This is a genomic window from Coriobacteriia bacterium (assembly GCA_014859305.1).
GTDB lineage: Bacteria > Actinomycetota > Coriobacteriia > Anaerosomatales > Kmv31 > Kmv31.
This window is the reverse complement of record JACUUM010000035.1, coordinates 15,320-28,945: the sequence shown is the minus strand read 5'-3', so window position 1 is coordinate 28,945 and position 13,626 is coordinate 15,320. Positions and strand designations below refer to the sequence as shown.

Below are 13,626 nucleotides of genomic sequence, written 5' to 3'. Positions count from 1 at the left end.
GTCGACCTCGTCCGTCGCGGTGATCAGAGCGCCCGAGCTCCCGAACACGCCGGACTGCACGACACCCGCGTCGTTCACTCCGTGCGGCGCCGCGTCATGGCACTCCAGACAGTCGAGCCGGTCCGCAGGTGCGATGGCTTGGATCGGAGCGTCCGTCGTGGCATCCGGGATGAAGGTCGACGCGTCCACCCTGTGTTCTGCGTTGGGCGCTGCGTTGTTGTAGACGGCCGTTGCCGCGGCGCCGACACCGTAGTGGCACACCATGCAGCCGTCGGTCGCCGTATCGGCGATGAACAGCTTGTAGTTGGTGTTCTGGTGGATGTCGTGGCAGTACATGCAGGAGTTGGACGTCGCGGCATACCCGCTGTGCGCCGTGTCGGTGTACGGCGGGCCTCGGAACGTCCCCTCGTCGTTGCCCGCGTAGGCTGCACCGGTCGTGGCGAGCACGAGAAGGGCGGCCGAAGCCGCGATGAGAAGAACTCTCTTCATCCGATTACCTCCCTCCTGAGTGGATTAGAACCGCGGCGAAGAAACGCCGGTGTCCCCCCATGTTCCAATCGGCAGGCAGAGCTCAGGGAGTGGAACCCCTCGGGTAATCTTCTTAGAGCTGGAAGGACCTGTCAACGCGTCGCCGCAGCCCTCTTGACGCAAGAAGCCGCTCGGCGGCCGGCCTACTCCTCCGGCTCGGCCTCGGGATCGAGCCGCACGCCGACGATGCGGTCGTGGAAGCGGTCGGCGAGCACGAACAGGTCGTCCTCCATCCAGTCGATTCCGAGCGGGTAGTAGAACTCGTCCTCGAGGTCTCCAGCCTGGCCCACGGGCGAGCCGTACGGCTTCCCGTCGGGCGTGAACGCACGGATGTGGCTGTTCAAGCCGTCGACGAGCCACGCGTGGCCGCGGCCGTCGAAGGTGACTCCCATCGGCGACGCGAGCTGCCGCTTGCTCTGCTGCTCCCGGTCGAAGGCCGGCTCGCCGTACACCCACTTGCGCTTGAGGTCCCGTCCGAGCGCGACGATGCGGTAGTTGTTCGTGTCCGCGATGAGGATCGTCCCGTCGGCCCCGACGCTCACACCCGCGGGCCACACGAGCTGATCGGGACCTCGACCGAACTCGCCGTAGCGGCCGACCTCGTTGCCGGCGGTGTCGAGCACGAGCAACGACCCCTTGGTCAGCACGTACAGGCGTTCGCCGTGAACCGCGACGTAGCGCGGGTGCATGAGCCTGAACTCGTCGACCTTCTCGCCCTCGGGCGAGAACGCCGAGACAGCCGCCTTCTCCGGGTCGCACACGTACACCGTCCCGTCGTCGCCCACGTCGATGCCGAGGGGCCGGAACAGGGTCGCCTCGCCGAGGTCCTGCCGCTTGGCCTTCGGCTCGCCCTCGGCGAAGACGCGCCCGTTGCGGCCTCGCGAGTCGAACACGATCACACGCGCGCTCATCGTGTCGGTGACGTAGATGCGCTTGTTGCGGGGATCGTAGGCGACGCCGGGAGGTTTCGTGAGCCTCTGCTCGGGGCCCGGCCCCCACGCGTAGGCGGCGAAGACCACCTGCACGCCGCGCGTCCCGGCGACCACCTTCCTGTGCTGCGGAAGGCCCACGATCCGGGTGAGCAGGTACACCATCCCGCACAGCAGCAACAGCAGCAGGAGCAAAGCGATGCACAGCAGGATCCTCCGACGACGCTGCCGCGCTCGGCTGTCGGCAGCCCGACGCCCGGCGAAGTCCGTCTCGTCGGGAAGAGGGCGCGCACGCTCGTCCATCGGTTCGATCCGGCTCCCCTCGCGCCTACTCGAGATCCCGCAGCAGCCGCTCGATCTCCGGCTCGTCCGGCAGGTACTCCCGCGCCGTCCTCAGCTGTTCGAGGGCGCTTCCCTTCCGGCCCGAGTCCGCGTACGCCTTCGCGAGCTCGATCCGCAGGGTCGCCGCCGACCTGTTCAGCTCGAGCGCGCGCTCCCAGTGGCGCATCGCGTCCCCGAGCCGGCCCTCGTCTCGCGCCATCCTGCCCAGGGCGTAGTTCGCGTCGAAGCTCTGCTCGTGCTCCAGCGCACGCTCGTAGTGGTCCTTGGCGGAGGGGTCGTCGCCCTTGGCCTCGTACACGCGCGCCAGGCCGACCTCGAGGTACGCGCGCATGCCGGCGGTCGCCTCGATGCTTCTCGCGTCCTCCAAGACGTCGATCGCGGTGTCGTAGTCCCGGTACTTGAAGTACACGTCCGCCAGCCGCAACCGCGGCATCAGAGCCTCGGGAGCGGCATCGACCACCGCATCGGCCCTGGCGAGGTCGCGGGCGAAGGCCGTAGCGGGCGTGTCGGAGTCCTTGGGCAGCAGCGACCACGTGTAGTAGCCCAGCGCGGCCGCCAGGACGGCCGCGACGATCACGGCGCCGAGAAGAAGGCGGTCGGATCTTCGTCCGGGATCGGACGAGGACCGTGAGGTGTCGGACATCGACGGCTCTTCCTCGAGACTTCCGCGCCGGCCCGCTACTGGATCCCCCGCACGTGGCAGCGCGCGCAGAAGACCGGGTCGTGGCAGTCGAAGCACGCCGAAGCGCCCTTCGCACGGACAGGCACGAAGTGCTGCGGGATCCACGGCTTCGTGGGGTCGCCGTCCTTGTGATGGCAGGCGTTGCAGAACTCCGTGCTCGTCGCCGTGACCCTGCCTTCGGAGGTGTGGCAGTTGGCGCAGACGTCGGGGCTCTTCTTGCCGGCCTCACCGTGCCCCTTCTCGAAGCCGGCGGGATGGGGCATCTCGACGCCGTGGCAGTCGTTGCAGAACTCCTGCTTGTCGTGGCACGTGCCGCAGTAGCTGACCTCGGACAGCGGAAGGATGTCGAGGCCTTCCCCGTCGCGCTCGCTGACGGCGGGACGCACCTCTTCACCGTGCGCGTCCGCCGTGGCGCTCGCTACGCGGGCCGCGTCCTCCGCGCCCATGACCGCGTGCACGGCGCGGCCCTCCCCCGGGTCGCGCACGAAGTTGGCGGGATCGTGATTGGCGGGCTTGAGCTCGAAGTCCTTCGGATGGCACGCCAGGCAGTCGCCCGGCGGCCGCTCGGCGTCGGCTTGGCTGTGACAGCGGAAGCACGAGTCCATCTTCATGAAGTCGGGGTGCTTGCGGTTGGGCTCGCCCGACCGCGGGTCCTTCAGCGTGAGCTCGAAGTCCTCCTTGTGCGCCACGCGGTTGTGGCACGTCGTGCACGTCACGCCCTCCTCGATGTGCGCGTCGTGGTCGATGATGATGCCCTTGGTGGGGGTGACGCGCCTCGTTCCCATGGAATGGCACTGCGTGCACTGCTCGGAGGGCATGTGCTCCCCGTCCATCGCAAGGTGCGAGCCGGGGTTGAGCGGAAGCTCGTACCGATTCGTCACGGTGAGGTAGAGCTCGCCGAGGGCCTTGGCCTTGTGCAGCGTGAACGTGATCGGATCGGCGTTCACCGGCATGTGACAGGCCATGCACGAGACGTTGCTGTGGGTCGAGCGCCCGTACGCGATGATCGTGTCGTCCTGGACCTTGTGGCACGCGTTGGAGCAGAACCAGCGGGTCGACGTCACACCCATCGCGACGACCACGAACGCGGCGAACCCGAGGACGAGCGCGCCGGTCCAGATGATGTAGCGCGGGCGGCGCGCCGGGTCGGTGAAGCCGGACAGGGAGATCCTGGGCACGAACGCTCCTTTTCCGCTACGCGATCGGATACGTGAGGCGCATCAGAACTCGATACCGACCGTCTTGTGGCAACTCAGGCAGAGGTTGGCGGCTCCGAACCCGCCGACCCGGTAGGGAACGCCGATCATCTCCGGAGAGGCGCTCCCGTGCGGGTCGTGACACGTGGACGTGCACGTGAGCGGCTCCTCGGCGGCCGTGTCCCAGTACGTCGGGCTGATCGGGTGGCCGTACGCCTCATCATAGCGCGGATGGCAATCGAGGCACACCTGAGGGCTGGCGGCCTGCAGGATCGGTGCGAAGTCCGACCCGTGCGGGGTGTGGCACGAGACGCAGAGCGTCCGGCGGTGCCGAGAGTCCTCGTACGTGACACCGATGGTCGCCATGTGGCACTCGTAGCACATCCGGTTGTCCTTCGCGACGAGCAGCGCCGCGTAGTCCGCGCCGTGCGGGTCGTGACAGTCGGCGCAGCCGAACCCAGGGGTGTCGACGGGGTGACGGCTCGCCCGCAGGAAGTCCTTCTCGATCACGGGATGGCAGTCGTAGCACAGCGGCGGCTCGTCCTTGATGAGAAGCGGCTCGTGGTCCGAGCCGTGCGGCTCGTGGCAGCCCGTGCAGTTGTCGTAGAGGAACGGCTGGTGCTGTACCGGTTTGAGACTCAAGGGAGCGACCGACGGGTGGCAGATGAAGCACAGGTCGCGCTGGTTCTTCACCAGGATGCCCTTCCACTCCGACGCGTGCGGGTCGTGACAGTTCGTGCAGTGGCGCTCGGCCGCCGGCGGATGCGTCTGCTCCCGAGCAAGTTCCGGACCTATCGGGTGGCAGGTCAGACACAGGTCCCGCTCACTCTGCTTGAGCAGTACGCGGAAGTCCGATGCGTGGGGGTCGTGGCAGTCCGTGCAGTGGCCGCCTGCGAACGGCGCGTGCTGGCGCCTCATGCCGAGCTTGACCCCGAGGTCGCCGTGACATATCCAGCACAGCTCCTTCGGCCCCGACGTGAGCTCCGAGTCCCGCCCCTTCTCGCGCACCGTCTCGGCGGAGATGATCCTGCCGCCCCCGCCCGAGCCCTCTTCTCCGGCCGCGGAGCCCGCCGCGCCCATCACGAGCCTCAGAGGCAGCCACTCGAGGAGCGTCCTGACCCTCCGCCAGCTGCGCCATCCGCCCTCCCTTACCGTGCGTTCCACCTCTTCGCCGTGCGTGGAGTGGCAGGTGGTGCACGACTGCAGCCTGAACGGGTCGTGGACGGAGGGCATCCGTGTTGCGGGGATGAGCTCGCTGTGGCACTGGAGGCACCCGATGTTGCGGGTGACGAACCTGATCTCGTCCGGCCCGCGGTCCATCCACACGTCCAGCGCGGTCACCACCGCGCAGAGGAGCAGCAGAAGGATGAGGATCAGGGCGACCGCGCGCGGCGAAGGCCTGCGGCCGTCCCGTTCCTCCTCTCCGTAGCGCGTCTCTGCGGCGCCCGCCGGCACGTCGCGCACGTCCCCCAATGAGCCTCCTCCGGGAGCGCCGACCGCATGCGCCGACCCGCACGACGCGCCCGCTCTCCCGCCGTTCCCAGTCTACCCGGCGCCCTGGCCATGGACCAGGGCCTCCCAGCCGCCCCGAGCGCGAGCACGCCGAAGGGAGCCGATCCGGTCGGCTCCCCCCGTGGTCATGCCCTACGGGCTCGTCCTAGCGTCCCCACACCTCGAACTCGTTGACGCGGTAGCTCGATGAGTTCGCCGAGGTGCAGTAGAGGCGCACGTACCGCGCGGTGGCGGTGAAGGAGCTGGTCCTGGTGCCGCTCGTGCCGCTGGACGTCGAGTAGACCTGCGTCCAGTCGCTGCCGTCGGCGGAGACCTCGACCCGATAGCCCTTGGCGTAGTAGCCGCCGTTCCAGACGATCACGGCCTTCTCGAGGCTGTACGCCGCCCCGAGGTCCACGCTGAGCCACTGGATCCCCCCCGAGGAGGAGCGCCAGTACGTCGAGGTCGAGCCGTCTACGGCCTTGTCTGCCGAGTAGCTCGACGAGTACCGGCTGGATGCCGACGCCGTCTTTCCGAGGGCCGCGTTGGACGAGGCCGGCGAGAGCGTGAAGTCCGCCGCGGCCGTCACGTCCTTGACCACGGAGACGGTCTTCGTCTGGCTGCCGTAGCCCTCCGCCGAGGCGGTCACGGCCGCGTCGCCGACCGGCACTCGGGCGATCGTGTAGCGGCCGCCGCTGTCGGTGACTGCGCTCTGGCCGCCTGTCGCGACCGTCGCTCCCGTGATCGGTGCGCCGCCGGCGGTCGTGACGGTGCCGGCGATGTCGCCGAAGGCCTGCTGGGTGCTCGGCCACACCGGAGAGACTCTCGCTTCGTTGTGCTTGCCGCAGCCGCTGCCGGCGCCGCCGCAGTCGCTCTTGTCCCAACCGCTCTCACTCGCGACGTTGGAGTAGCTCCTCAGCTTGAGTTGCGTGAACCCGTACGAGGGGCTCGTGCCGTAAGGCGCGGGGTCCGTGCGGTAGGCGAGCAGGCGCGGCAGCCTCCAGCCGTGGGGGATCCCCGCGTGACACGTCACGCACCCTTCGCCCTGCCGGCTCGTGTTCGAGTAGCCCCGGGCGTGCTTCGCATGCACGTAGCTGCCCCAACCGCCGCTGTATAGCACGTGACACTTGGCGCAGATGCTGTCGGCGTGGAAGCCCGGCGCCGGCCCACTCTCGTCGGACAGCTTCGTCTTGGCGTACGGACGCGGGTAGGCGGGGTCGACGTTCACGGTGACCGAGGCCCCATGAGGACCTTCAGCGCTGCCGGCGAACGTGTGGCAACCGTCGCAGGCCACCATCGAGTCGTACGTCCAGCCCGCCTTGAAGGTCCTGCCCGACGCAGGCAGCGCCCACGTGTACGTCTTGCCGCCGACCACGAAGCTGGTGCGCATGCCGGGAAGCGACGCGTCCGCACGATGGCCGGAGGCGTTGTCCTCGGTGAACTCCTGGGGCCAGAGGTCGGCGTGACGGTGCCTGCCGTTGACCGCCGGGTGACAGGCGTCGCAATCACGGCGGCCGGCGGCGATCGCGTCCCTGACATCCGGGTCCGCGGACTTGTGACAGACATCGCAGGTGTATCCGAGAGCGATGTGCTCGTCGTCGAGGTGCACGAAGTGGCAGCCCTTGCACCCGCCATCGACGTAGCCGGTCGTGTCGTGGTCCTCATGATGGTCGCCCGTGGCGCCCGGGTGGCAGCCCGAGGCCGTGCAGTCCTTCGGTGGGATCGACGAGGGACCGTGGCAGCTGCCGCAGGGCCGCCCGGGATCGGCGTTGTGGATCTGCACGACGTTCGAGATCGAGTGACACCCGGGCCCGCCGCAACCGGCGTTCGTCGCCGAGAAGTCGTGACCCGCACTCTGACCGCCGTGCTTGCCGGCATGGCAGGCCTCGCAGCTCCCGTCCCATGCCGAGGAGAACGCGTCCACCTTCACCTCGTGGCACAGGACGCACGTGATCGCCTGTCCCTCCGCCGTCAGGGAGCCGTCCTTGAAGTGCTCGGTTCTCATGTCCAGGTAGTGGCAGCTCGAACAGGACCCCCCTCCGGGCGAGAGGGTGCCGTTGTCGGCGAGGTGCGGGACCTCGTCGTAGTGCTTGGGGTCCGGGGGCGAGTAGTCGTGGCAGCCCGCGCACGCGGTGGTGCCGCTCGTGTCCACGGTCTCCCTGTGGCAGACCGCGCATGAGCTGGACGGGTCCGTCTCCACCAAGGCGTGCAGAACGCGCACGTCGGCCGTCTCGTGGCAGTCCACGCACTCCTGGCTCTCCGGGGCGGTATGGAGCGTCTCGATGTCCCCGTGGATCGTGTGGCAGCTCGCGCAATCCGCGGTGGCCCTGCTCCAGTCGATGCGCTCCGCGACCGCGTTCAGGTGGCAGAGCTCGCATCCGTCCGCGTACTCCGGGTACCTGCCGAGGAAGCGCTCGTGCTCCTCGGGCAGGGTGTTCGCGACGTGGCAGCCGGCGCTCCGGCACGAGGCGTCCATGGCGCCGTAGGTGTGCGATGCGGCCATCGACCGGTGGTGGTCGGTTCCGCTCGAGGAGTGGCAGCTCGCGCACTCGGCGGTCGAGGTCGTGACGTCGGGGACGCGAGAGGGGTTGGCATGGCAGACGCGGCAGCCGCCGAGCGCGGCGTCGGCGTGCACGACGGTCACGTCGGTGCCGTCGGCGCCGCTGCCGTCGTCGTGGCAGCGACCGCACTCCTCCGCGCTGGCGGGGGTGGTCGCGGTGTGCTTGACCGCGATGTCGGCGTGGCGGTCCGCGTGGCAGGCGGTGCAACGCGTGTCGCCGGTGATCTCGATCGCGGTCTGGATGACCGCGGCGCGTTCGCCCTCGTAGTAGTCGTGACACAGCTCGCACCCGGAGAGCACCCGGCCCGAGGGCAGCGTGGTCGTCATGTCGAAGTCGTGCTCGTAGGTCAGGTCGCTCGAGTGGCAGAGCGAGCAGCCGTCGTCCGGGTCCCCCGTGAAGCTGCTCGCGTGCACGGAGGGGATCTGCCTGTGGACCCGGTGGCAGTCCTCGCACGCGGTGAGGCCCTCCCCTACGGCGGCAGCTACCGCAGGATCGGCCGAGGAGTGGCAGCTCCCGCAGCCGAGGAAGGCGCCGGTGAAGTCCTTCTTCGGCAGGTGACCGTTGCCGCCCATGTGCTCGTCGACGAGGTTCGACCCGTGACACATCGCGCAATCGCTCGTCGGGACCGTGCCCGTCGAACCGACGCCGTACGTGTAGTTGCCGGTGCCGTCGGCGTTGCGCAGCGGCGGGACGACGGCATGCGCCGCGTAGTGTCCGCCGGTGTCGGTGACGTCGGCGTGGCAGGCGCCGCAAGCGGTGTCGCCGGCGGCGATCGCCGCGGCGTACTCGGGCCTGCTCGTGTTCGCGTGGCAGTCGAAGCAGGCGAAGCCCTCACGCGCGGAGGAGTGCTCGGTCATCAGGTCGCGCGAGGCATGGCAGCCCGAGCCGAGGCAACCCTCCAGCGTCCAGGAGCTGGTGTGCGCGGTCTCGTCGTAGTGCCCGTCGAAGGTGAAGTGGCACTCGGTGCAGTCGCCGGTCGCCGGGTACTCCGACGCCGAGTGGCAGATGCTGCACGACATCGCTCCCGAGGAGGACGTCGTGTCGGCGTGGACCTCCTCGAGATCCCCTGCGTGGCACCCGGCGCAGACGGCGCCTGCGGCCGCGGGGATATGAGCGGCGGCCTGGCCGGCATGGGGCTCGGCCGGACCTCCGTCCGCGTGGCAGCCGCCCTGCTGGCACCCCCGCTCCCAGGCGCCGAAGCCGTTCCTCGGCATGGGGTGGCACGTCCCGCAGTCGCCGCCGGCCGAAGCGGAGGTCGGGCGCTCGTGCTCGGTCATCAGGTCCATGGCGTGGCAGCTGTCGCAGCTCTTGCCGCCGTGGGTCTGCCCTCCGACGCCCGCCACGTGGTCGACGGTCTCGTAGCCGTGCGTCCCGCTGCGGTCGACCGCGTCCAGGGACGGGTCGGTATGGCAGGAGACGCACGTGGGACGGAACTCCGCCGCCGAGGGCGCCAGGTCGAACGCGTCGAGGATGACGTAGGAGTTGGTCGCGCTCGGGTTCCGAAGACCGGTCACCCTGATCGTGACGGTCCCTCCGCTGGTACCTAGGTTCACCGTGTAGAGCGCCTGCTGGTCCGAGATGGAGGACGCCCAGGTGTCGACGGTCGCCACCGGCGAACCGTCCACCAGCACCTCCGCGATGCCGCCGTAGGAGCCCCTCGTGCCGATCCAGGTGACCTTGCCGCCTGTGACCGTGATGCCGGCGGTGCGGCCGGCCGTGCCGGAGAAGCGGACCGAGCCACCGCTGTAGCGCACTCCCGTCGCCGTCGACCAGGCGCCCCCGTAGCTCACGGCCGAGTCCGTCTCCTCGGTACGGGAGGGCGGCGAGTCGAACGTGGACACGGAGTGGCAGGCCGCCGCGCCGCACGTGCCGGCGACGAGGCCCGCCGTCAGCACGCTCTCGTCGCCGGCGGGGGTGCCCGAGCCCATCACACCCGTCCACGGCGCGACGGAGCCGGACGTGTGGTCGGCGTGGGTCTGCGAGGAGGGGTCGACGTGGCATGCCTCGCAGGCGGCCTTCGCGTGGCAGCTCGCGCACTTGCGGGTGGCGCCGCCGTTGGCGGGGGTGACGGGCCCCTCGAACGCCGCCGGCCAGGACGCCTGGAGGTGGATCGCGTGCAGCTCTTCGGAACCGGCGCTCGGGGAGAGCGAGGAGAAGAACCAGCCGTAGGCCGTGCTGACGGCGGGGACGCGCGCCGGATCGGGAAGACCCCACCCCTCGACGCTGTGGGGATGGCAGGCGCCGCAGTTGGCTGCCGCGTTATGGAACGGATGGCCGCCCGCCGGGACCCAGTGGCACGACGCGCACTTGCCCATGTCGACGCTGGGGACCCCGGGATCCGCGGGGAAAGGCGGCACCTCGAAGTCCACCTTGGTCAGCGCCCCCGACCCGCCGCCCAGGTCGTGGCACTCGAGGCACTCGGCGTTCGTCTCGAACGGTGCCGCCGGCGCCGCCGCGGCGATCGCCGGCACCGCGACGAGCGCGACCGCCAGCATCACCGCCGGCGCGCACAGAAGGTGAAGTCTCCTCATCGCACACACTCCCCGGATCGCCGTTCCCACAACACACTCTCGCGCGAGGTGTCCTTGCAGGTGCGGCGACCGGAGGAGAAAGAGAAGGGCCGGCCACCGATCGCGATACGGCCGGTTGCACCAGTAGCTCCACGCCGCCCAGGTGCCCAGTCGCAGGCGACGTCTCTCAGCTTCCCTATCGCCCACTCCGGGCCCCTGACGGCCTCCGCCGTCCGGACGTGGTCGCAGCGATTATCCGGAGGCCGGAAGTCCGTGGTCAAGGACGATCGACGGTTTTGCGCTGCTCAGAGGCTTAGGCTGGATAAAGCCGCACCCAGCGTGCCCCCTGGGGTATCCGCGAATCCGACGAAGGTATGTGAGCACCGTCACACCGGCGGCGGATTCCCCTCCCGGTGCCGGGGCCGTGCGCGTGGCTGGGGTCATACCGGACGTTTCGTCCCGGCGGCCTGAGGGCCGCCCGCGAGACTCCTGACGGTCAGTAACCCTGCAGGTACGCTCCGTGGATCGAGTCGTACACGAGCGGCACGCCGATCAGCGCGAACAGCACCACCGGCAGCGCCGCTACCGCGACCCACGCCGCCTTGCGTCCCGTCCAGCCCATGGTGAGGCGCAGGTGCAGGTAGACGGCGTAGACGACCCAGGCGACGAGCGACCACGTCTCGATCGGGTCCCAGTTCCAGTACCGCCCCCACGCCTCGTTCGCCCATATCGCCCCCGCGGCGATCATCATCCCGAGGAAGAGGAATCCCGCCGCGGCGAACTTGAACGACAGGTCGTCGACGACGGCTTGCGGGGGCAGCTTGACGGCGAACTCGGCGAACCGCCCGGCCTTCCGCCTCTCGCGCAGCAGGTAGAGCAGCGCCAGCGCGAACGAGGCGGTGAAAGCCCCGTACGACAGCTTGGCGAAGGCGACGTGCACGGTGAGCCACCAGCTGGCCAGCTTCGCGGTGATCTCCAGCTCCGACTTGGGCGCGAACATGGCCCCACCGATGAGCAGGAACGCGAGCGGCATGACGAGCACGCCGAGCCGGGCGAGGCTCCGGTGTCGGAGCGCGAGAGCCGCCAGCACGGCGACGGAGACGAACGCCATCGACGAGACGACCTCGTAGAAGCCCAGGTACGGTCCGTGCCCGATCCGCACCCACCGCACGCCGATCGCGAGCGCGTGCGGGACGAGACCCGAGAGCGAGGCGACCGTTGCCGACCGCGTGACCCCGGGCTTGGCGAACACGAGCCCCACCGCGTACAGCGTCGCGCCGAGGGCGTAGACGCTCACCGCGGCCCACATAAGCACGATCTCGGCGGTCATCGAGCTCATAGCGCCTCCTCCCGCATCGGCTCGCCGGGCGTCTCCTCGGCGGACGTGGGCCTGGACGGCCCGCGGGTCGAGGATCCCTCGGTGACCCTCTTCAACGCCTCCCCCACGCGCTCCTGGAAGGCCGCGTCGCGGTGCGCGTGCGCGACCTCCGCGTGCATCTCCCGACCGTCCTCGGAGAGCAGCAGCCTGACCGAGCGGAACGGAACGAGCAGCGCCAGCGCGAGGCCGGCGGCGGCGGTGCCGAACAGCGCGTAGATCGGCGCTACCGACCAGTCGTCGACCACGGACAGGCGCGCGTAGTGTGTGAGGCGCTCGAAGCGCAGGCGGTAGCCGCCGGGAAGCCCGACGGCCTCGCCCGGCCCGATCTCCACGTCGCGCGAGGCGGACTCGCGCGAGGGGCTGATGTGTACGGAGAGGCGTGGCGAGCGGGGCAGCTCGCGCGAGAGCGTCCGCCGCTCCCCCAGCCATACCGCCCGCGCGACGGGGGAGACGCGGACGGTGAGCTCCTCGCCGCCGACGGTGAGCGAGAGCACCGTGGGGCTGGTGCCGCTCGGTCTGGCCGTGTCGAAGTCCGAGATCGTCTGCACCGAGTCGATCGTCTCCCCTTCCGGACCCTCGACGGAGATCCAGGCCGACAGGCCGTAGCCGTCGGTCGAGTGCACCATGAACGAGCCGTGGCGCAGGGGCCGGTTGGGGTAGACCCGCTGCTCCGCGAACACCTCGCCGCCTCGCGACAGCCTGACGACCGGGGCGGGACCGCGACTCACGCCGTGCTCGTCGGTGAAGTCCGCGGTGAACTCCGTCACGCCCACGCGGACCCCGCTGTCCGCGCCGTGCAGGGGCCCTTCGTCCAGGATCCCGTAGGACTCGCGCACGTCCTCGCGCCACCCTCCCACCGGCACCCCCATCTGACCTTCCGCCCGGGTGAGCCGGCCGAAAGCGAGGACCACGAAGAGCATCGTCAGCGACCAGTGGAACAGAGGGCTTCCCAGGAGCCCCGCCCGGCCCGCCACCGCCTCGACCATCCGAGGACCGCGCTTCGTCCTGAGACGCAGCCCGCGCAGCGCCTCCTCGGCGCGCTGAAGCGTCTCCCCCGGTCCTGCCGAGGCCGGGACGGGCAAGGCCGGCGCGGCCCGCAGGCAGCGCAGCGCGCCGGGCGTGACGATCCCCAACCCCCGCGCGCGCCGCAGCGCCGCGGCCGTCCGCTCCCAGGAGCACGCCGAGGTGGAGAGCGTCAGCGCGGCGGCGAGCAGCAGGAACAGGGGGCTTGCGAAGGGCCGCTCCGAACCGAGGAGCCTGATCGCCGGGTGCGCGGCCCAGGAGGGGGTCGCGTCGGGCGGCACCGCCGTGGCGAGGGCGGAGTAGGCCGCCAGCGCCAGGATGAGCCCCACCGCGAGCCTGCGCGAGCGGAGGCGGCGCCACAGGGAGCGCGCGGGCTCGCTCACGTCACTCCACGGGCGTCAGCGGTTCGGCCTCGACCTTGTCGACCAGCCAGCCCTCGCCGACCCGTGTCAGGGTGTAGGTGGTCTCGTAGGAGACGGTGTGCTCGGACGAGACGTAGCGCAGCGTGTCGATGGAGAAGTAGCGGTACCGCCACTCCTCGGCGGCCGCGACCACGGCCGATGTCCCCTCCTCGGACAGCGAACGCACCTCGAACCCCTCCAGACGCTGTTCGATCGCCCTGCCCTTCTGGCGGTTGAGCTCGATGTAGGAGTCGACGCGCACGCCCTCTTCCGGCGTCATCGTCCTGGTGGAGAGCTCCGAGTCCGCCAAGCGGTAGGACAGGCTCACCCAATCGAGGTAGGAGCGCGCCGCGTTCTCGGGGGTCGACAGGTCCGGCTCGGGCGGCATGACCGGCTCGGCGGGGCCCGCGGCCTCCACTCGAGCTTCACAGCCGGCGAGGTGGGCGGCCCCGCCGGCGAGCAGGAGGACGGCGACGAGGACGGCCGCGACGCCGCGGGAGCGGCCGAAGGCGCCTCGACACGCGCGTGTGGTCGTGGATCGCATCTCTCGCATCCTACGGTGCCGGGCCTCCGGAAGGAAGGGCG

At 70.2% G+C, this 13,626-nt stretch carries 9 protein-coding genes and 1 riboswitch; all 9 genes read right to left on the bottom strand.

Annotated elements, in window-relative coordinates; genetic code table 11:
* The coding region (locus IBX62_07680) for a hypothetical protein (GenBank protein ID MBE0476958.1) at positions 1-489 on the bottom strand (489 nt) is incomplete at its 3' end.
* 182 nt (positions 490-671) lie between these two features.
* Positions 672-1,760 (bottom strand): SMP-30/gluconolactonase/LRE family protein, encoded by a 1,089-nt coding sequence (locus IBX62_07675; GenBank protein MBE0476957.1) that lies wholly within the window; start codon positions 1,758-1,760, stop codon positions 672-674.
* Positions 1,761-1,785: 25 nt separating this feature from the next.
* Positions 1,786-2,442 (bottom strand): tetratricopeptide repeat protein, encoded by a 657-nt coding sequence (locus tag IBX62_07670; GenBank protein ID MBE0476956.1) that lies wholly within the window; start codon positions 2,440-2,442, stop codon positions 1,786-1,788.
* Between the two features lie 35 nt (positions 2,443-2,477).
* A complete protein-coding gene (locus tag IBX62_07665; protein MBE0476955.1) occupies positions 2,478-3,659 on the bottom strand; it encodes a NapC/NirT family cytochrome c in 1,182 nt (393 codons plus the stop codon).
* A gap of 42 nt (positions 3,660-3,701) precedes the next feature.
* A complete protein-coding gene (locus IBX62_07660) occupies positions 3,702-5,150 on the bottom strand; it encodes a hypothetical protein (GenBank protein MBE0476954.1) in 1,449 nt (482 codons plus the stop codon).
* Positions 5,151-5,334: 184 nt separating this feature from the next.
* Positions 5,335-10,260 carry a discoidin domain-containing protein gene (locus IBX62_07655; GenBank protein ID MBE0476953.1) on the bottom strand — a complete coding sequence of 1,642 codons (4,926 nt, stop codon included), beginning with the start codon at positions 10,258-10,260 and terminating at the stop codon, positions 5,335-5,337.
* A 100-nt stretch (positions 10,261-10,360) separates the two neighbouring features.
* A riboswitch (cyclic di-GMP riboswitch) is annotated at positions 10,361-10,444 on the bottom strand.
* Positions 10,445-10,735: 291 nt separating this feature from the next.
* A complete protein-coding gene (ccsA, locus tag IBX62_07650; protein ID MBE0476952.1) occupies positions 10,736-11,578 on the bottom strand; it encodes a cytochrome c biogenesis protein CcsA in 843 nt (280 codons plus the stop codon).
* Positions 11,575-13,023 (bottom strand): cytochrome c biogenesis protein ResB, encoded by a 1,449-nt coding sequence (locus IBX62_07645; protein MBE0476951.1) that lies wholly within the window; start codon positions 13,021-13,023, stop codon positions 11,575-11,577. The genes ccsA and IBX62_07645 overlap by 4 nt, the downstream gene beginning before the upstream one ends.
* 1 nt (position 13,024) lies before the next feature.
* Positions 13,025-13,585 carry a hypothetical protein gene (locus tag IBX62_07640; protein MBE0476950.1) on the bottom strand — a complete coding sequence of 187 codons (561 nt, stop codon included), beginning with the start codon at positions 13,583-13,585 and terminating at the stop codon, positions 13,025-13,027.
* Between the last annotated feature and the right edge of the window lie 41 nt (positions 13,586-13,626).